Source organism: Streptomyces sp. NPDC014623, from assembly GCF_043088245.1.
Lineage (GTDB): Bacteria > Actinomycetota > Actinomycetes > Streptomycetales > Streptomycetaceae > Streptomyces.
In genome coordinates this window covers 262705-281735 of the sequence record NZ_JBIBZU010000001.1, presented here as the reverse complement: position 1 = coordinate 281735, position 19031 = coordinate 262705, and the positions used below count along the sequence as shown (strand labels likewise).

The following is a 19031-nucleotide window of genomic DNA, read 5'->3' as shown; positions in this document are numbered from 1 at the left end:
GGCGATCCAAAAGGCCGTCGGGGCCGGTTCTCCGCGTCCGGGAGGGTACGCGTACGTCATGGACCGGCTGAAGAAACTCCCCGTACTCGGGCCGCTCGTCACACGGTTGGCGAAGACGCACGCCTGGCGCTCCTACGAGACGCTGGACCGGGTCCACTGGACCAGGCTCGCCGCGGCGATCACCTTCCTCAGCTTCCTCGCGCTCTTCCCGCTGATCGCGGTCGGGGCCGCGGTCGGGGCCGCGCTGCTCTCCCCCGAGCAGCTCGACAGGATCGAGGACCAGCTCGCCGACCAGGTACCCGGCATCTCGGACCAGCTGGGCATCGACAACCTCGTGGCGCACGCGGGCACCGTGGGAGTCGTCGCCGGTGCGCTGCTGCTCCTCACCGGCATCGGCTGGGTCGGTTCCATGCGGGACTGCCTGCGTGCGGTGTGGGAGAGGGATGACGTGGACGAAGGGAATCCGATCGTCCGCAAGCTCAAGGACGCCGGTCTGCTGCTCGGCCTCGGCGGAGCGGCGCTGGTGACGCTCGCCGTGTCCACCGTCGCCTCCACGGCCATCGGCTGGTCGGCCGACCGGCTGGGCATCCCCGAGAACGGTGTGGGCGGGGTGCTGCTCCAGCTGGCCGCCGTGGCCGTGGCGGTCTTCGCCGACTTCCTGATCCTGCTCTACCTGCTGACCCTGCTGCCCGGGGTGGAGCCGCCACGCCGCCGGCTGGTCGTGGCCGGGCTGGTCGGCGCGGTCGGCTTCGAGCTGCTCAAGCTGCTGCTCGGCAGCTACATGCGGGATGTCGCGTCGAAGAGCATGTACGGCGCGTTCGGTGTGCCGATCGCACTCCTCCTGTGGATCAACCTCAGCGCGAAGCTGCTGCTGGTCTGTGCCGCATGGACGGCGACGCCGAGCAGGGACAGCGGGAAGGGCGCGGTGGACGGGGAAGACGCGGCCGTCAGCGACGGGGGAGGCGACGCACCAGGTCGGGCAGCGGCCAGCGCCGGTTGACCAGGAACACGCCGGCTGCCAGGAACACCAGCAGCCCGCCGGCGACCGACAGCGCGGTCCCGACCCCGCCGGTGCCGGCCGCTGCGGCCGCGTGTTTCCTCCCGGCCATGCCGGCGCCCGGAGCGGACTCGGAGCCCTTCGCCGCCACGGCGGACCTGGGCGGCACCAGCTCACCGACCGGGGTCACCTTGCCACTGGCGGAGAAACCCCAGTCGAGCAGGCCGGCCGCCTCCTTGTAGACGGCGTGGCTCTCCTCGGAGGACGGGTTCATGACCGTCACCAGCAGCACCTTCCCGTCGCGTTCCGCGATCCCCGTGAAGGTGCTGCCCGCGTGGGTGGTGTAGCCGTTCTTGACGCCCGCGATGCCCTTGTACGGCTCCACCCCGATGTCACCGGTGATCAGCCGGTTGGTGTTCTGGATCTCGAAGCTCTCCCGCTTCTTGCCCTTCTTCTGCTCGCCGGGGAATACCGCCGTCGCCGTCGCGGCGTACTCGCGGAAGTCCGCCTTCTGCATCCCGCTGCGGGCGAACAGCGTCAGGTCGTACGCGCTGGAGACCTGCTCCGGGGCGTCGTAACCGTCGGGTGAGACGACCCTCGTGTCCAGGGCCTGGAGTTCCTCGGCGTGACGCTGCATCGCGGCGACCGTCGCGGGCACCCCGCCGTACATCTCCGAGAGCACGTGCACGGCGTCGTTGCCCGAGCGCAGGAACACACCGAGCCACAGGTCGTGGACCGTGTAGGAGTGGTCCTCCTTGACGCCGACCAGACTGCTTCCCTCGCCGACACCGGAGAGTTCGTCCTCGGTCACCAGGTGGGTCAGGGACTTCGGCTGCAGGGCGGGCAGGACCGTGTCGGCGAAGAGCATCTTCAGGGTGGAGGCGGGCGGCAGCCGCCAGTGCGCGTTGTGGGACGCGAGCACCTGCCCGCTCTCCGCGTCGGCGACGATCCACGACCGTGCGCTGAGGTCCTTCGGCAGAACCGGGGCGCCGGGCCCCAGGACGACCTGGGTGCCCACCCGGCCCAGCCGCTCGCCGCCCACGGTCGACATCGGACCGGTCGGCTTGGGCTGTGTGTCCTCGGTCTTGTCCTTGTCGGCCGCCCCCGCAGGACTGACGACGGATACGGACAGCAACGCGGCAGAGAGGACCGTCATCACGGTCTTTTTCAGAGCAGGCACGGTCGGAAACGTACAGGGCGTTGCTGAGGAGGGGGACCCGGATGGCCTGACCCGCCGTGCGTACCGCCAGGACAGCCCACCCCGGGCGATCGGGCGGGAGGGCGGCGGCGATACTGATGGCATGAAGCTCAGCCGCCCCGTTTCCTGGTTCCTGCTCGTCTTCGGAGCGTGGAGCTGGGTCATCTGGGTCACCTTTGTCAAGAATCTGTGGAAGGACGGCAGCGGGCTCGCGTTCGACGACGCGGGTGACCCGACTGCGTACTTCTGGGTCCATCTCCTGCTCGCCGTCACTTCGTTTCTTCTGGGGACGGCTGTAGGGGTCATCGGGTTCCGTGGTGTCAGGGCTTTGCGTCACGAGGACAGATGACGGGCCGGTCACGGGTGGCCGTCCGGACAGGATCGTTTCAGCGGGGGAGCGTACGTGGTTGTGGTCTTCGTACTCGTTGCGGTGGCGGTTTTCGCGCTGCTGGCGGGTGTGCACCGGTATGTGTGGCGCCGGCTGATCGGTGACACGACGAAGAAGGGCAGCCCGGCGCGCCGCGTGGGCACCGTCGCGGCCTTCGCGCTGCCGCTGCTGTCCGTCGGGGCCTTCGTCTCCAGCCGTGCGGGGTTCCCCTTCTGGCTGCAGCAGGTGCTCGCCTGGCCGGGTTACCTCTGGCTGGCCGCCCTGCTCTACCTGACGCTGGCTCTGCTCGTGGGCGAGGCCGTCCGCCCCCTGCTGCACCGCGTCCTCGCCCGCCGGGCCGGGAACGCCGGCGCCGGACGCACGGACCGGCCCGCGGCGGCCGACGCCCGGCCCGCGGACCAGGACACCGCCTCCGGCCGCCGGCCGGCGGTCCTGGCCACCGAGGCCGGGGCCCCGCCCGCGGACCAGGGCACCGCCACGGCCACCGGACCGGGCGGCCCCGCGACGGGCAGCACCCGTACGGCCCCCGCGCCGCCCGCCGAGGCGCCCGCGCCGTCCGTCGCCGACCCCTCACGGCGGCTGTTCGTCGCCCGCGCCGTGGGCGGAGCGGCAGCCCTCGCCGGACTCGGGACCGTCGGACACGGCACCTACGGAGTGCTGCGCGGTCCTCGTACCAAGCGGGTCACCATCCCGCTCGCCGGGCTGCCGCGCTCCGCCCACGGCTTCCGGATCGCCGTCGTCAGCGACATCCACCTCGGCCCTGTCCTGGGGCGCGCCCACACCCGGCGCATCGTCGACGCGATCAACGCCACCGACTCCGACCTGGTCGCCGTCGTCGGGGACCTCGTCGACGGATCCGTCGCCGACCTCGGGACGGCGGCCGAGCCGCTCGCCGGGCTGGAGGCGCGCCACGGCAGCTACTTCGTGACCGGCAACCACGAGTACTTCTCCGGCGCCGCCGAATGGGTCGACCACGTACGCGAGCTGGGTCTGCACCCGCTGGAGAACGACCGCGTCGAGATCGCCGGCTTCGACCTCGCCGGAGTCAACGACGTCGCCGGCGAGAGCGAGGGCCAAGGGCCCGACTTCGCCCGCGCGCTCGGTGACCGGGACCGCAGCCGCGCCTCCGTCCTCCTGGCGCACCAGCCCGTCGTCATCGATGACGCCGTCGAGTACGGCGTCGGTCTCCAGCTCTCCGGCCATACCCACGGGGGCCAGCTCTGGCCCGGGAACATGCTGGCGGGGCTCGCCAACCCGACCGTCGCCGGGCTCGAACGCTACGGCGACACCCAGCTGTACGTCTCACGCGGTGCGGGTGCCTGGGGACCGCCCGTCCGCGTCGGCGCCCCCTCCGACATCACCGTGGTGGAACTCGCCTCCCCGCAGGCCTGACCTCAGCCGGCTCCGAAGCCGGCCGAGGCGTTCTGCGCGCCGGGCGAGGACGCCCCGGGCATGAACTCCACCAGCACGTCGTGGACCTGCCGCACGAGCGGTCGCAGCACCCGGAAGCGGGAGAGCGTGATCGCCCGGGCGGCGATCGGCGCGGTGCGCTCCACGAGCCGGCGGCTGCGTTCCGTGCCCTCGGACCGGTCGTAGACCCAGAACAGCACCAGGCCCATCTGCATCAGCCACATCAACTGCGGAAGCAGTCGGGACAGTTCGGGGTCGGCCTCGGCCGAGGAGCCCGACAGGCAGCGTTCGTGCACCGAGACGACCGCCTCACGGGCCGCGGCCGAGTCCTGGGAGAAGGGGGAGAGCGGGCTGTCCGGGTCCGCGGCGTTCTTGAAGAACTGGGCGGCGAAGCGGTGGTACGGGCCGGCCACGTCCAGCCAGCTCAGCAGCACTCCCCGGATGCGTACGGCGAGATCCCTGTCCCCGGCCAGCACGGGCTGCACCGCTACCTCGTGCTCGGCGGCGAGCCGGTCGTAGAACCCCTGGACCAGGTGCTCCTTCGACGAGAAGTAGTAGTACGCGTTCCCGACGGAGACCCCCGCCTCCTGGGCGATGGCCCGCATCGTCGTCCGGTCGTAGCCGCGCTCCTCGAAGAGCCGGAGCGCGGTCTCCAGGATCAGGGTTCGGGTCTGTTCGCTCTTCGGTGCCTTCGCCGGCTTCTCTTCCTTGGCCACGCTCCCAGGCTATCCGGGAGCCTCGCACGCCGGATCCTTCGTGATCACGGCCTCGGTGAACTCCGCCCGCAGTGCGCCGGGGGGCGGGAGGCCCTTGCCGAGCGCCGCGTTCCACCACGCGGCCGCCTCGTCCACTCCCGAGCGGAAGCCGCGTCGCAGGGGGATCCGGAAGAGGAGCAGCGCGAGCGCCGCGGGCGGCCGTACGAGCGCCCTGCCGCTGACCGTCAGCGTGACGCCGACCTGCCACACCCCGCCGTCGGCCGGGCGTACGGTGAGCGCCACCGCGGCCCGCCCGAGCGGGTGCCGCGCGCGGGCGGTGACCGGGGCACGGGCGGCCGGGAGCGTGCCGGCCGGGGCTTCGGCGGCAGCCCACCAGGAGGCCAGGTCGGCCCTCGCACGTCCCGCGACCCGCCGGAGGAGGCCGCCGTCGGGGCTGCGCAGTGCGAGGTCCGCCTCCAGCGCCGACGGCCGGTCGGGCGTGCGGAGCCGCAGGGCCACCCGGCCCGTGACATCGGCCGACGTCAGCTGCTGCTCCACGGCGATCCCGGTGGAGCGGCGCCACTCCCGTATCCGTACGGTCATCGTCGCCGGCGGGGCGCCGGGCGCGCGGCCCGGCGCTGTCGGGGAGGGGGCGGAGGTGACCGTGTACCGCGCTCCGGCGCGCAGGTGACGGCCTCTCACCAGCCTCACACCCGGCACCTTCTCACCGGCCTCCAGCAGGGCACCCGCCGGATCCGTCCGGGTGGCCTCGACGACGTCCAGCGCGAGCGCGGCGCACTCCTCGAACCAGGCGCGGTCCAGGGCCGTGACGGAGACGGTGTGGTGGAAGCGGGCCACTCGACCCTGCTCAGGCGCTCATCGAACGCGCGGTGTTGACCTGTGCCATGACCCACTGGAAGGTCTCGGGCCCCGTCGCCGGGATCATCGTCTGGTGGTGCCGCCCGCCGCTGGTGACGGTGATCTGCACGAAACCGGTCGTGCGCTTCTCCTTCATCAGGAGGAACAGCAGCCCGATGAGGCAGAACAGCGCGAAGACGATCGCCAGCACGATGCCGACGGTCGGGATCTTCTCCTCCGTGCGCGACATGTCGGTCGCCGTCCACACCGCGCCCTTGAGCGGCAGGGTGCCGGACGGGGTCACGACGGCGTCGTTCATCACCGTGATGTCACCGAGCGCGAGCACCGGCACTCCGCCACCACCCTGCTGCACCGGCAGGTGGAAGCCGGGCTCCGTCGGCCGGCCGTAACCGGGGCCGGGCTGGGCCGCGGAGTCGGGCAGCGGCTGCGGGTAGCCGTACGCCGGAGCGGCACCCGGCGCCGGGTAGCCGTATCCCTGGCCGTCCGGCATCGTGGGCGGATTGCCCTGCGGCTGGGGCGGGCCCCACTTGTATGAGTCGTCCGCGTACGGATTCGGATCGCTCATGACGTTCCCCGTTCTCCATCAGGCCATCTGCTCCCGTGCTGTACGCCGGGAGAGGCGAGCCGGCCAACGGCTCCGCACGACCGTACCGTCCCTGACCGCCCGATGCACCAGGAGGCCCCGCCCCCCGCACGGCCGGTGCGGGGAACGGGGCCTCCTGGCGCAACTCCCGGTTCAGAAGCGGCGGGTGATCAGCGCGCGCTTCACTTCCTGGATCGCCTTGGTGACCTCGATGCCACGCGGGCAGGCGTCCGTGCAGTTGAACGTCGTGCGGCAACGCCACACACCGTCACGGTCGTTGAGGATCTCCAGACGCTGCTCACCGGCCTCGTCACGCGAGTCGAAGATGAAGCGGTGCGCGTTGACGATCGCCGCCGGGCCGAAGTACTGGCCGTCGTTCCAGAACACCGGGCACGAGGACGTGCACGCGGCGCACAGGATGCACTTGGTGGTGTCGTCGAAGCGCTCGCGGTCCTCGGCGGACTGCAGGCGCTCACGCGTCGGCTCGTTGCCCTTGGTGACGAGGAAGGGCATGACGTCGCGGTAGGCCTGGAAGAACGGGTCCATGTCGACCACGAGGTCCTTGAGGACCGTGAGGCCCTTTATGGCCTCGACCGTGATCGGCTTCTCCGGGTTGATGTCCTTGATCAGCGTCTTGCAGGCGAGCCTGTTCTTGCCGTTGATCCGCATCGCGTCGGAGCCGCAGATGCCGTGCGCGCAGGAGCGCCGGAAGGTCAGGGTGCCGTCCTGCTCCCACTTGATCTTGTGAAGGGCGTCGAGCACCCGCTCCTTCGGGTCGATCGAGATCTGGAAGTCCTGCCACTGGACCTCGTCGGAGACCTCGGGGTTGAAGCGGCGGATCCGGAACGTGGCCGTGATGTACGGGGTGTCGGCGAAGCCCGCCTCGGCCTTGTCGGTCTTGTCCAGGGTCGGGGTAGCCATCAGTACTTACGCTCCATCGGCTGGTAGCGGGTCGTGACGACCGGCTTGTAGTCGAGCCGGATCGACTCGGTGCCGTCGTCCGCGACCTCGCGGTACGCCATGGTGTGGCGCATGAAGTTGACGTCGTCGCGGTTGGGGTAGTCCTCGCGGTAGTGACCGCCGCGGGACTCCTTGCGGGCCAGCGCGGAGGTCGCCATGACCTCGGCCAGGTCGAGCAGGTTGCCCAGCTCGATGGCCTCCAGCAGGTCGGTGTTGAACCGCTTGCCCTTGTCCTGGATGGACACGTTGAGGTAGCGCGCCCGCAGCTCGGCGATCTTCTCGACCGCCGTCTTGATGGTCTGCTCGGTGCGGAACACCATCACGTTGGCGTCCATGCACTCCTGCAGCTCCGTGCGGAGCGCGTGCACCCGCTCGGTGCCCGTCGAGTTGCGCAGCCGCTCGACCTGCTCCTGGACCAGCTGCGCCGGGTTCTCGGGAAGCTCGACGAAGTCGTTCTTCGCGGAGTACTCGGCGGCGGCGATGCCCGAACGGCGTCCGAAGACGTTGATGTCGAGCAGCGAGTTGGTGCCCAGGCGGTTGGCGCCGTGCACGGAGACGCAGGCGACCTCGCCGGCGGCGTACAGGCCCGGGACGACGGTGGTGTTGTCGGCCAGCACCTCGCCCTCGACGTTGGTCGGGATGCCGCCCATGGCGTAGTGCGCGGTCGGCTGGATCGGGATCGGGTCCGTGTAGGGCTCGATGCCGAGGTAGGTACGCGCGAACTCGGTGATGTCCGGGAGCTTCGCGTCCAGCTGCTCCGGCGGGAGGTGCGTGAGGTCGAGGTAGACGTGGTCGCCCTCGGGACCGCAGCCGCGGCCCTCACGGATCTCCGTGTAGATGGAGCGGGACACGACGTCACGGGACGCGAGGTCCTTCATGACCGGCGCGTACTTCTCCATGAAGCGCTCGCCGTCCTTGTTGCGGAGGATGCCGCCCTCACCACGGGCGCCCTCCGTCAGCAGGATGCCCATGCGCCAGATGCCCGTCGGGTGGAACTGGAAGAACTCCATGTCCTCCAGCGGCAGACCGCGGCGGTACGCGGCGGCCTGGCCGTCACCGGTCAGGGTGTGGGCGTTGGACGTCACCTTGAAGAACTTGCCGGTGCCGCCGGAGGCGAAGATGATCGACTTCGCCTGGAAGACGTGGATCTCACCGGTCGCCAGCTCGTACGCGACGACGCCCGCGGACTTCTTGACGCCGTCGACCTCCTGGAGCAGCAGGTCCAGGACGTAGAACTCGTTGAAGAACTCCACGCCCTCCTTGACGCAGTTCTGGTACAGCGTCTGGAGGATCATGTGGCCGGTGCGGTCCGAGGCGTAGCAGGAGCGGCGGACCGGGGCCTCGCCGTGGCTACGGGTGTGACCGCCGAAGCGGCGCTGGTCGATGCGGCCCTCGGGTGTGCGGTTGAACGGCAGGCCCATCTTCTCCAGGTCGAGGACCGCGTCGATGGCCTCCTTCGCGAGGATCTCGGCGGCGTCCTGGTCGACCAGGTAGTCGCCGCCCTTGATCGTGTCGAAGGTGTGCCACTCCCAGTTGTCCTCCTCCACGTTGGCCAGCGCGGCGGCCATGCCGCCCTGCGCGGCGCCCGTGTGGGAGCGGGTGGGGTAGAGCTTGGTCAGCACGGCGGTGCGGCTGCGCTTGGTCGACTCGATGGCCGCGCGCATGCCGGCGCCGCCCGCGCCGACGATGACGGTGTCGTACTTGTGGATCTGCATGGTTTTCCTCTGGTCCCTCTGTCCCGGCGCCTAGCGGATGTTCGGGTCGAAGGTGAAGATCACCAGCGTGCCCAGCAGGACGGTGAACACCGTGGCGGTGTACAGGAGCATCTTCAGCCAGAAGCGGGTCTTGTCCCGTTCGGCGTAGTCGTTGATGACCGTACGGAGGCCGTTGGCGCCGTGCAGCATGGCGAGCCACAGCATCGCCAGGTCCCAGACCTGCCAGAACGGCGAGGCCCACCGGCCGGCCACGAAGGCGAAGCCGATCTTGGAGACGCCGCCGTCGAGCACCAGCTGGATCAGCAGGTGGCCGATGACGAGGACGACCAGCACGATGCCCGACAGGCGCATGAAGAGCCAGGCGTACATCTCGAAGTTGGTGCGCGAACCCTTGGGGGTCTTGCCCGTGCGCTTGCGCGGGGGCTCGATCACCGGGGCCGGGTTGTCGACGTCGAACAGGCTTGCGCCCTCGACGTCACCGATCGCGGAAGAAGGAGTCTCGGTGGACATCGGCCTCAGCTCCCGAAGACTTCACGTACGGCGTGACCGAGGACGGGGTACAGGGCCCCGGCCATCAGCACGATCCAGATACCCAGGACGGTCCAGAGCATCTGCTTCTGGTAGCGCGGGCCCTTGGCCCAGAAGTCCACGGCGACGATGCGGAGACCGTTCAGCGCGTGGAAGAGGATTGCGGCCACCAGGCCGTATTCGAGCAGCGCGACGAGCGGGGTCTTGTAGGTGGCCACGACATCGTCGTACGCCTCGGGGGAGACACGCACGAGAGCGGTGTCCAGGACGTGTACGAACAGGAAGAAGAAAATGAGGACACCGGTGACTCGATGAGCCACCCAGGACCACATGCCTTCCCGGCCGCGGTACAGCGTTCCAGCCGGCACGGAAGAACCCTCCGGGAGCGGGGATTGGGGTCGGCCGGCTTGACTGTCGGTCTGACCCGGCCGGGTACGGTCCACCGGCCCCGGCCATCGTAGCGACGCTTTGTCGGTTCCATGGCGGCGGGGCCTGCAGGTGTGATCAAAGCGGCAGTCAAACAGGCACGGACGGGCTACCCGGGGTCATATGCCACCGGTGGGAGGGGGCCGGGTGTCAGGTCTGCCTCCGTCAGCAGCTCGATGATGCGGTCCCGGGCGAGTCGTCGCATCTCCTCCGCGGTCAGGGCGCGCTCCTCGTCCGGCTCGTGCGTCAGCCGGGTGCGGATGGCGGCCAGCACCTGGTCGACGTGCTGGGAGGGGCGCAGGCCCTCGACGCGGATCACGAAGACATGGCCGAACCGGCTCTCGTACGCGGCGTGCGCGGCGCGCAGCGCCAGGTGGGCGGCGCGCGGCGCGTCATGGTGCAGGCGGGGGGCGCTCTCCGTGGCGAGCGCCTCGGCGAGATCGGCGGGCGCGAGGTCGTACCCCGCCTCGTCGGACGCGGCGAGCAGCGTGTCCAGGTCCGGGTAGGGGCGGTGGGCGGCCACCCGCTGCGCCCAGCGGGTGCTGCCGCAGCACTCCAGCAGGGCGGCTTCGGCGAGGTCCGGCGGCCAGGCGTTGAAGCGCCCGAGGCCGCTCGAGTGGGCACTCGGGCGCGTACTCACGGACACTGGTTCCGGAACGGGGGCCTCCGCCGGAGCTTCCCGAAGGCCCGTGGTGAGGCCCCGGGTCTGGACGGGCACGGCCGTCCGCCCGGCCTGCTGCGGGGGTTTCGGCAGGTCGGCGTGGGGCTCGCTGGACCTGGACAGCGGGACTCCTCGAATGAATGACTTCTGTGACCCTGGAGAGGGACCGGAGAGCGACGAGGTTGCGCGGGAGACGGGAGTGAGAACTGATTCCTCTGTGCTGTCACGCTAACGAGACCGGGCAACGCGCAGCCGAAGGATGCGAGAAATTCACCCGGACGGGAGAGTTTCGGAGCGCTTGATGGACGTGCCGACGGGGGAAATGCCCGATTTTTTCATCTTCCTTGAACTGTTTTTCTCCCGATCCGGAGGTTTCTGACCGATGACGCCTTCACGCGCGCCCCTGGTGGCCGGCGCCGCCGTCGCGGCGGCAGCCGCCGTCACCCTCACCGTCGCCGTCTGGCCCGAGGGCTCCGGCTCCGGCTCCGGGAACGGGGCGTCGGCCTCGTCCCGCACGTCCGCCTCGCCGTCGCCCACCCGGAGCTACCCGCTGTCCACGACACCGCGGACGATACCCGCGGTCCGCGAGCACGCCGCCGCCCGAGGGCCCGGCTGGAAACCGGCCGAGGACAGCACGGTCGTCGCGGCCGACCCCGAGCTCGCCGACGAGGCGAAGCTGCTCGCGCAGGAGCTGAGGATCGGCTACCGGGGCGAGAAGCCCGCCCGGTCCGGTGACGTGGAGCTGGCGCTCACGGCCCCGGGCAAGGGCGGCCCGGAGTCGTACACCCTGAAGACGGGGGGCAACCGGGTCACGATCAGCGGCCCCGGTCAGGCAGGCGTCTTCTACGGGACCCGCACCCTCAAGCAGTCGCTGAACGCCGACAGCACCGTGCCCGAGGGCGTGGTGCGTGACACCCCCGACCGGCCGCAGCGCGGGCTCAACCTCGACATCGCGCGCAAGCACTACAGCGCGGACTGGATCGAGGACCGGCTGCGCGAGATGGCCGACCTCAAGCTCAACCAGCTCGGCCTCCACTTCTCCGACGACCAGGCCTTCCGGATCGAGTCCGGGTCGCACCCCGAGGTGGTGTCCGAGGACCACCTCACCAAGGCCGAGGTCCGCCGGATCGTGAAGCTGGCGCAGAGCCTCCACATCACCGTCGTCGGCGAGATCGACTCCCCGGGGCACCTGGGTGCCGTCATGCGCGCCCACCCCGATCTCCAGCTGCGCGACACGCAGGGCGTCGCGCGGCAGGGAGCCATCGACATCTCGAAGGCCGGATCGGCGGAGATCGTCGACGACCTGCTCCGGGAGTACGCGGAGCTCTTCCCCGGCGGCTGGTTCCACGTCGGCGCGGACGAGTACCAGGCGCTCACGGTGAGCGATCCCGCGGCCTCCTATCCGCAACTGGCCGCGGCCGCCCGGGAGAAGTACGGCGACGACGCCACCGTCCAGGACCTGACGGAGGGCTGGCTGAACGACCGCGCCGAGGTCGTCCGCAAGGCCGGGAAGATCCCCAAGGCGTGGAACGACGGCTTCTTCAGCGGGGGGACGGTCACGGCCGACAAGGGCATCGAGGTCGAGTACTGGACCGGCAAGGAGATCGGCGCCCGGCCGCCCCAGGACTATCTGGCCGAGGGCCGCAAGGTGATCAACCTCAACGACGAGTACCTCTACTACGTGCTCGGCCAGCCCAACGACTTCACGTACCCGACCGGCGAGCGGATCTACGAGCAGTGGACCCCGCTCGTCCTGCGGGGCACCGAGCCGGTGGCCGGACGGTACTCGAAGCAGATCCTGGGAGGCCGGTTCGCGGTCTGGGGCGACTTCCCGGACGCGCAGACCCAGGCGCAGGTGGCCGAGGGGATCCGGATGCCGCTCAACGCGGTCTCCCAGAAGCTGTGGGACCCGCGGGAGCCGGAGCTGACCTGGGCGCAGTTCCAGGAGCTGGCGGACGAGACCCGCTGAGCCGCGGCCGAGCGCTCCACGGCCCCGTGGGCCGCCCGGTTGACCCGTTTTCATGTCCTCCCCGTGGATCCGGGCGGGAAGAATGACGACCCGGACCGCGGGGGGAGCGCGACGTGGGTTTCTGGGGCTGTTATCTGGTGGGCCGCAGCGGTGAGCCGCTCATCGGCCACCCCGCGCTGCGGGACGCGCGCGAGCGGCTGACGCTGAGGGAGCACCGCGCGGACGGCTGGCAGGTCTGGTCCCACCCCGTGGATCCCTCGCCCGGCAGCATGACCGCGCTGGCCGGCGCCGCACGGGCGCCGGTCCTCCTCGGGTCCGTCATGGACGGCGTCTGCGTGGCCGTCGAGGCGGCGGCGCCGTACAGCGGATCCTGGTACGCCTGCTTGGGCAGGGCCCCGATGGCCGCGCTCCTCGACCGGAACGGGGCGACGGTCGAGGACCTTTTCCTGCCACCCGAGGACGCCGCGGCCCGAGCCGTGCAATGGGCGGCGGAAACCGGCCAAGGTGTCCCTGAAGGCCCGCTGCTCGAACTGCTGCGCGTGGAGCACCCGGAGTGGTCCGCCGAGGAGCTTTTCTTGGCATTCCTGGACCGTCTGGGCATCGAGAGACGGTCCGGCTGAGTCCTGCCGGGATCTTACGAGTGATCTTCCGGGTCGGGGGAGTGACGCTTTTCGGCCAACCGGCGCTGTATGCGGTAACGGGAAGCGGTGCGCTCCCGGAGACCGATGGACCGATGGGGGAAGCGCCGATGAGTCTGCTGGAGCTGATCGCTCGTGCCGATGAGCGAGGTCTCGCGGCGAGCGGGGTCGCCTGTCTGGACCGCTGTCTTCCGCCGCCGGAGGACGGTGACGACCCGGAGCCGCTGCGCACGCTCTGGGCGGGCTGTGAGAGCGGAGCGGACTGGGCCGGCCGGCTCGACGCCGCGTACGCGGCGCTGGAGGGTGCGGCGGAGCGCGATGCCACGGCCGCCCGCGTCCGTACGCTGCTCGGCGCCGCGCCCCGGGGCTTCGACGCGGTGCCTCTGCGCGCCTGGGCGGACGCCTGTTCGCTCCTCGCGCTGGACGTCCACCGGGAGTCCGACGTCCCGGCCGGCGACGGCGCGCAGACGTCGGGGGACTGCCGGACCGGCGGGTCACCGGGCTGCGGTCCGCTCGTCACGGGAGAACTCCGCCGCCAGATCCGAATTCTGGAGAGTCTCGCCGGGACCACCGGGGCGGCGGGCGGTGGAGCGGGCCTGCGCCGGGTGCTGGACCTGTCGACCGAGGGCCGGCGGGTGCTGCGCGCGGTGATGTCCCGCCGCGCTCGCGGCCGGAGCGCGCCGACGGCGTAGTCCCGGAGTGACGCCATGAGGGGGAGGGAACGACGACCGGGGCCGCCACCCCCCACAGGAGAGGCCCCGGCCGTCTTCCGCAGGGCCGCAGGGCGACCCCGTACTCATCTCAGCGCCACGGGTGCGTTTTCTGTCACACCGCACCGGGCCAGAAGACAGTTGCAAGTTGTACAAGTCATGGACGGGGCGCTGTCCGAGCACGTAGCGTGCTGAGTCGCGCAGAGTAGCGCAGTGGTGGTGACCAGCTACGATTCGGATCAGCAGGGCGGGTTGAGGGAGTGCTGGGGGACGACGCGGAGCTGACCGCCGCGGTGCTCGCGGCACAGGACGGGGACGAGGACGCCTTCCGGACTGTGTACCGCGCTGTGCACCCGCGGCTGCTGGGCTACATACGGACGCTGGTCGGTGAACCGGACGCCGAGGACGTGGCGTCCGAGTCCTGGCTGCAGATAGCGCGTGACCTCGACCGGTTCGGCGGGGACGCCGACCGGTTCCGCGGCTGGGCGGCCCGGATAGCGCGCAACCGTTCGCTCGATCACATCCGGATGCGGGGCAGGCGCCCGGCGATCGGTGGTGACGAGAGCGAGCTGGCCGGGAAGGCCGCCGAGTCCGACACGGCGGGAGAGGCGCTGGAGTCGCTGGCCACCGGGCGCACACTGTCCCTCATCGCGCAGCTGCCGCAGGACCAGGCCGAGGCGGTCGTGCTCCGTGTGGTACTCGGTCTCGACGCGAAGAGCGCGGCCCGGACGCTGGGCAAGCGGCCCGGCGCGGTACGCACCGCGGCCCACCGCGGACTGAAGCGGCTGGCAGAGCTGGTGGGGGCCGACCACGGCCCGGAGGACGAAATTCCGGCGGTGGGCGCGGAACTCGGCGCCGTACCCGCGCAACGCCCCGGCCGCCAGGGCTCGGTGGCGCCCGCCGGTGTGACGCATTCGCGTCCGTGGACGCAGAAGGACATGTGATGGCCGACGAGCAGCACGAGTGGCTTGATGCGGACGCGGCGGAGATGTTGCTTCGTGGCGAGTCCGTCGAGTCCGTCGACGATCACGCGAGAACCGGGGCCCGGCGGCTGGAGGCCGCCCTTCTCGCCCTGCGGTCCTCGGGCCCGACCGACGGCGAACTGCCCGGCGAGGCCGCCGCGCTGGCGGCCTTCCGCGAGCTGTCCGGAGGCCGGGAGCGGGCGGCCGGCGCGGCGGGTCCTGCCGCCCTCGCGGGCCGGGAAGCGCCGCACACCGTACGGATCGGGGCGGCGCAGGCGGCTCCGCGACGGCGCCCGCGCTGGACCCGCCCGGCGCGTTACGGCCTCGCCGTCTCGCTCGCCGGGTGCGCCCTCGGCGGGGTGGCGGTGGCAGGGGGCACGGGCATGCTTCCCACGCCGTTCGGCGGCCATGGCTCGCCGGTTCCGGCCACGTCCGTCTCGGCGGCCGCGACCCCCGGGGAACTGGCCGGCGAGGTGCCCGGCGCCGGTGAGCAGTCCTCGCCGCCGGCCCCCGGCACACCCGGCGTGCCGAGCGCTCCGGCACCGTCGGACGTGCCGGAGGCGCCGGACGGCGGGACGGACGGCGGGACGGCCGGGAGCGACGGACGGAGCGGACAGGACAGCGGGGACGCGCCGGACCGCGAGGGCGCGGGCCCGGACAGCGGCAGCACCGGCGGTACCCGGGACGGCACGGACGGACGCGAGGCGCCCGGCAGGTCCCCGGCCGAGGTGTACAGGAAGTCGGTCAAGGCCTGCCTCGACCACCGCGAGGACGCCCTGAGCCGGGAGGGCGAGCGCCGGCTCCTCGACCTGGCCGGCAAAGAACGCAATCTGGACCGCTTCTGCGACCGCCTCCTGGGCGAGGGCGGCCGTAACGGCGGGAGCGGGAGCGGCGAAAACGGCGAGGACGACGGCGGGAGCGACGGCGGGAGCGACGGCGGGAACGGCAAGGGCTCACTCCCCTCGTTCACCTTCCGTACGCAGCCCGCGGAGAGCGCGCAGGGCGACGCGCCGCAGGGCGGCACGACCCCCCGGCCGCCGGCCGGCCCCACGGTGGACTCACGGTCCGCGCTCTCCTCGGCACCGCGCTGACCTGCACGAACGTCTCAGCTGTAACGTTCCTGGAGGGTCCGGCGCAGTAATGAGTGCCGACTGGTCATCGGCCGCGCAACGAGCCGGGGTTCCCCCCGTACCTTCGGCTCGGCGCATCCGGCGCGGGCGGGACACGTTCCCCCGGTCCCGCCCGCGCCCTCGCACTCTCACCGGTGGACGACGACCTTGTCGCCGTCCCGCACCTGGGCGAAGAGCGACGCGATCTTCCCCTCGTCCCGGACGTTCACACAGCCGTGCGAGGCGCCGTTGTAGCCGCGCGCCGCGAAGTCCGGCGAGTAGTGCACCGCCTGGCCCCCGCTGAAGAACATGGCGTAGGGCATGGGGGTGTCGTAGAGCGTCGACACGTGGTGGCGGGACTTCCAGTACACCGAGAAGGTGCCCTCACGCGTGGGCGTGTACTGCGAGCCGAACCGCACGTCCATCGACGAGACGACCCTGCCGTCGATCATCCAGGCGAGCGTGCGGCTGTTCTTGCTGATGCACAGCACCCGGCCCGTCATGCAGCGGGCGTCGGGCTTCGCGGCGGCCGGCTCCGGGGCGGGCGGGTCGAGCTCCTCCGGCGTGGGCTCCCGCGTCATCGCGAGCAGCCGTTCCCAGGTGACGGTGTCGGTCCTCCCCGTGCGGGGCAGGCCCCGCTTGCCCTGGAAGGACTGCACGGACGCGAGGGTCGCGGTGCCGTAGTACCCGGTGGGGCTGCGGTCGAAGTGGCCGGTCTGGCGCAGCCGCGCCTGGAGTTCCCGTACCCGCTCGCTCCGGTCGCCGACGGACATCAGGGTGCTGGGCTCCGGAGAGGGCCGTGCGCCCGGCGTCCGTGTGCCCGGCGTCCGGGAGGGGGCGGCCGGGGGAGTGGCAGGGGCTGTGGCCGTGGGGCTCTCCCGGCCGCCGCCCTCGGTGGAGGACGGCGACGCCCCCACCGGGAGGGAGGTGGGTCCCGTGGCCCCCGCCGTCTCGGCCTTGCAACCCGCCGTCAATGTGGCGAGCGCGATCAGTCCGACGGCTGCCACGGCCGTCGGGCGCAGTCCGCGCGCACCGCTGTTCGTCCCTCTGCGTCCCATTTCTGCCCCCTGGCTCGTGTCCGTCGCCGGCCCGGCCGTGCAGGACCCGCCGCGTGGTACGGACCTCCCATGGGACGGATTCCCGTCCTGCCCGGTCGCTGAATCCTGAGGATGATGAAATCGCGCGTCACGGCCTTCGGGTATCTGTGGCGGGCAGGAGCCGGCGGAGGGCTCCCGCGAGCCGTGGCGCCGCCGCCGGAGGCCGTCGCGAGTTCGTTGTCGACAAGTAGCTTGAACGGGAGGCACAGCACATGACGCGTGAGTCCGAGTCAGGACTGCCCATCGAACCGGTCTACGGGCCGGAGGCGCTCGACGGCTGGCGGGCCGGGGAGGAACTGGGTGAACCGGGCGCCTTCCCCTTCACACGTGGTGTCTATCCCACGATGTACACGGGCCGGCCGTGGACGATGCGGCAGTACGCCGGATTCGGTACCGCCACCGAGTCCAACGCCCGCTACAAGCAGCTGATCGCCGACGGGACGGCGGGCCTGTCCGTCGCGTTCGACCTGCCCACCCAGATGGGGCACGACTCGGACGCCCCCATCGCCTCCGGTGAGGTCGGCAAGGTCGGCGTGGCGATCGACTCGATCGACGACATGCGCGTGCTGTTCGGCGGCATCCCGCTGGACGAGGTCTCCACGTCCATGACGATCAACGCGCCCGCCGCGCTGCTGCTGCTCATGTACCAACTGGTGGGCGAGGAACAGGGCGTACCGGCCGGCAAACTGACCGGCACGATCCAGAACGACGTGCTCAAGGAGTACATCGCCCGGGGTACGTACATCTTCCCGCCGAAGCCCTCGCTCCGGCTGATCGCGGACATCTTCAAGTACTGCCGGGCCGAGATCCCGAAGTGGAACACCATCTCGATCTCCGGCTACCACATGGCGGAGGCCGGCGCCTCGCCCGCGCAGGAGATCGCCTTCACCCTCGCGGACGGCATCGAGTACGTCCGTACCGCCGTCGCCGCGGGCATGGACGTGGACGACTTCGCGCCTCGGCTCTCCTTCTTCTTCGTCGCCCGTACGACGATCCTCGAGGAGGTCGCCAAATTCCGTGCCGCACGCAGGATCTGGGCGCGGGTGATGCGGGAGGAGTTCGGCGCGAGGAACCCCAGGTCCCTGATGCTGCGCTTCCACACCCAGACCGCCGGCGTGCAGCTCACCGCCCAGCAGCCCGAGGTCAACCTGGTCCGGGTCGCCGTGCAGGGCCTGGGCGCGGTCCTCGGCGGCACGCAGTCGCTGCACACCAATTCCTTCGACGAGGCCATCGCCCTGCCGACGGACAAGTCGGCCCGCCTGGCGCTGCGCACCCAGCAGGTCCTGGCGTACGAGACGGACGTGACGGCCACCGTGGACCCCTTCGCGGGCAGTTACGCCGTCGAGAAGATGACCGATGACGTCGAGGCCGCCGCCCTGGAGCTGATGCGCAAGGTCGAGGACATGGGAGGAGCGGTCGGCGCCATCGAACGCGGTTTCCAGAAGAGCGAGATCGAGCGCAGCGCGTACCGCATCGCCCAGGAGACGGACAGCGGCGAGCGCGTCGTCGTCGGCGTCAACCGCTTCCGCCTCGACGAGGAGGAGCCCTACGAGCCGCTCCGGGTCGACCCGGCGATCGAGGCCCAGCAGGCGGCCCGGCTGGCGAGGCTCCGCGCCGAACGCGACCAGGGAGCGGTGGACGCGGCGCTGGTGGAGCTGAAGAAGGCGGCCGAGGGCACGGAGAACGTGCTGTACCCGATGAAGGAGGCGCTCAGGGCACGGGCCACGGTGGGCGAGGTCTGCGACGCGCTGCGGGAGATCTGGGGCGCGTACGTCCCGTCCGACGCGTTCTGAGGCGCACGCGGCGTGTCCGGAGGAGTCCGGGGCCCTTTGGGCACGGCCGGGGGCCGGGGCGGAGCTGCAGGGGCGGCCGGGACCGCTGTCACGGCCGTGACGCGGAGGGAAAGGCTCCGCTGAACCCCTTCACCACGTTCGTCTCAGCAGCCCGCCTCACCTCACGGCCCCACCCGGCCGAGGAAGCGGCATGCGGCTCTCCCGTTCTTCGCGGCCCGCGAGGCCGCCTCCCTCACGGAGTCACCACATCATCGTGATCACCGTGCAGGCCGGCCTCGTGGGGCGGTCGGCGGTTCCTGACTCTTCCGTCATG

The 19031-nt window shown here is 71.3% G+C and carries 19 protein-coding genes; 9 read left to right on the top strand and 10 right to left on the bottom strand.

The genetic code is table 11. The features are described 5' to 3' along the window. Positions 1–58: 58 nt before the first annotated feature. The gene (locus ACF1FZ_RS01335; protein WP_391771324.1) at positions 59–1000 is read left to right on the top strand and encodes a YihY/virulence factor BrkB family protein; all 942 of its coding nucleotides are present in this window, start codon (positions 59–61) and stop codon (positions 998–1000) included. On the opposite strand, the gene ACF1FZ_RS01330 is transcribed toward ACF1FZ_RS01335, so the two are convergent. Further along, a complete protein-coding gene (locus ACF1FZ_RS01330) occupies positions 948–2177 on the bottom strand; it encodes a D-alanyl-D-alanine carboxypeptidase family protein (protein WP_391771323.1) in 1230 nt (409 codons plus the stop codon). The genes ACF1FZ_RS01335 and ACF1FZ_RS01330 overlap by 53 nt on opposite strands. Positions 2178–2298: 121 nt before the next feature. Between ACF1FZ_RS01330 and ACF1FZ_RS01325 the strand changes: the two genes are divergently transcribed. Both ACF1FZ_RS01325 and ACF1FZ_RS01320 read left to right on the top strand, forming a co-directional pair. After that, entirely contained in the window at positions 2299–2544 is a 246-nt protein-coding gene (locus ACF1FZ_RS01325; RefSeq protein WP_391771322.1) for an SCO4848 family membrane protein, read from the top strand. Between the two features lie 54 nt (positions 2545–2598). Then, the gene (locus ACF1FZ_RS01320) at positions 2599–3975 is read left to right on the top strand and encodes a metallophosphoesterase (protein WP_391771321.1); all 1377 of its coding nucleotides are present in this window, start codon (positions 2599–2601) and stop codon (positions 3973–3975) included. A 2-nt stretch (positions 3976–3977) separates the two neighbouring features. On the opposite strand, the gene ACF1FZ_RS01315 is transcribed toward ACF1FZ_RS01320, so the two are convergent. The 8 genes from ACF1FZ_RS01315 to ACF1FZ_RS01280 all read right to left on the bottom strand — a co-directional run bounded on the left by ACF1FZ_RS01315 (position 3978) and on the right by ACF1FZ_RS01280 (position 10419). After that, positions 3978–4709 carry a TetR family transcriptional regulator gene (locus tag ACF1FZ_RS01315; RefSeq protein WP_391771320.1) on the bottom strand — a complete coding sequence of 244 codons (732 nt, stop codon included), beginning with the start codon at positions 4707–4709 and terminating at the stop codon, positions 3978–3980. 9 nt (positions 4710–4718) lie between these two features. Further along, positions 4719–5546, bottom strand: coding sequence for a hypothetical protein (locus tag ACF1FZ_RS01310; RefSeq protein WP_391771319.1), 828 nt, complete (start codon positions 5544–5546; stop codon positions 4719–4721). 10 nt (positions 5547–5556) lie between these two features. After that, positions 5557–6132: a hypothetical protein gene (locus tag ACF1FZ_RS01305; protein ID WP_391771318.1), complete on the bottom strand. Its 576-nt coding sequence runs from the start codon at positions 6130–6132 to the stop codon at positions 5557–5559. Between the two features lie 171 nt (positions 6133–6303). After that, positions 6304–7071 (bottom strand): succinate dehydrogenase iron-sulfur subunit, encoded by a 768-nt coding sequence (locus ACF1FZ_RS01300; RefSeq protein WP_387391136.1) that lies wholly within the window; start codon positions 7069–7071, stop codon positions 6304–6306. Beyond that, on the bottom strand, positions 7071–8825 hold the full coding sequence (gene sdhA, locus ACF1FZ_RS01295) for a succinate dehydrogenase flavoprotein subunit (protein WP_391771317.1): 1755 nt from the start codon (positions 8823–8825) through the stop codon (positions 7071–7073). The genes ACF1FZ_RS01300 and sdhA overlap by 1 nt, the downstream gene beginning before the upstream one ends. 30 nt (positions 8826–8855) lie before the next feature. Beyond that, entirely contained in the window at positions 8856–9335 is a 480-nt protein-coding gene (locus ACF1FZ_RS01290; protein WP_391771316.1) for a succinate dehydrogenase hydrophobic membrane anchor subunit, read from the bottom strand. Positions 9336–9340: 5 nt separating this feature from the next. Then, positions 9341–9721, bottom strand: coding sequence for a succinate dehydrogenase, cytochrome b556 subunit (gene sdhC / locus ACF1FZ_RS01285; protein WP_356883948.1), 381 nt, complete (start codon positions 9719–9721; stop codon positions 9341–9343). 167 nt (positions 9722–9888) lie between these two features. After that, the gene (locus tag ACF1FZ_RS01280; protein WP_391771315.1) at positions 9889–10419 is read right to left on the bottom strand and encodes a 2-oxo-4-hydroxy-4-carboxy-5-ureidoimidazoline decarboxylase; all 531 of its coding nucleotides are present in this window, start codon (positions 10417–10419) and stop codon (positions 9889–9891) included. Between the two features lie 403 nt (positions 10420–10822). Between ACF1FZ_RS01280 and ACF1FZ_RS01275 the strand changes: the two genes are divergently transcribed. The 5 genes from ACF1FZ_RS01275 (at position 10823) to ACF1FZ_RS01255 (ending at position 15810) form a co-directional block, all read left to right on the top strand. Beyond that, a complete protein-coding gene (locus ACF1FZ_RS01275) occupies positions 10823–12409 on the top strand; it encodes a family 20 glycosylhydrolase (RefSeq protein ID WP_391771314.1) in 1587 nt (528 codons plus the stop codon). 113 nt (positions 12410–12522) lie between these two features. Then, positions 12523–13029, top strand: a complete 507-nt coding sequence (locus ACF1FZ_RS01270) for a hypothetical protein (RefSeq protein ID WP_391771313.1) — start codon at positions 12523–12525, stop codon at positions 13027–13029. Positions 13030–13157: 128 nt separating this feature from the next. Beyond that, positions 13158–13739: a hypothetical protein gene (locus ACF1FZ_RS01265; RefSeq protein ID WP_391771312.1), complete on the top strand. Its 582-nt coding sequence runs from the start codon at positions 13158–13160 to the stop codon at positions 13737–13739. Between the two features lie 278 nt (positions 13740–14017). Further along, positions 14018–14701, top strand: coding sequence for an RNA polymerase sigma factor (locus ACF1FZ_RS01260; protein ID WP_391771311.1), 684 nt, complete (start codon positions 14018–14020; stop codon positions 14699–14701). Next, the gene (locus ACF1FZ_RS01255) at positions 14701–15810 is read left to right on the top strand and encodes a hypothetical protein (protein ID WP_391771310.1); all 1110 of its coding nucleotides are present in this window, start codon (positions 14701–14703) and stop codon (positions 15808–15810) included. Before ACF1FZ_RS01260 ends, ACF1FZ_RS01255 begins: the two co-directional genes overlap by 1 nt. 167 nt (positions 15811–15977) lie before the next feature. Here the strand turns inward: ACF1FZ_RS01255 and ACF1FZ_RS01250 are convergent, their stop codons facing one another. Further along, positions 15978–16886 carry a L,D-transpeptidase family protein gene (locus tag ACF1FZ_RS01250; RefSeq protein ID WP_391771309.1) on the bottom strand — a complete coding sequence of 303 codons (909 nt, stop codon included), beginning with the start codon at positions 16884–16886 and terminating at the stop codon, positions 15978–15980. A 251-nt stretch (positions 16887–17137) separates the two neighbouring features. Between ACF1FZ_RS01250 and ACF1FZ_RS01245 the strand changes: the two genes are divergently transcribed. Further along, complete coding sequence (locus tag ACF1FZ_RS01245; RefSeq protein ID WP_391771308.1) at positions 17138–18718, top strand: methylmalonyl-CoA mutase; 1581 nt, start codon at positions 17138–17140, stop codon at positions 18716–18718. Positions 18719–19031 lie beyond the last annotated feature (313 nt).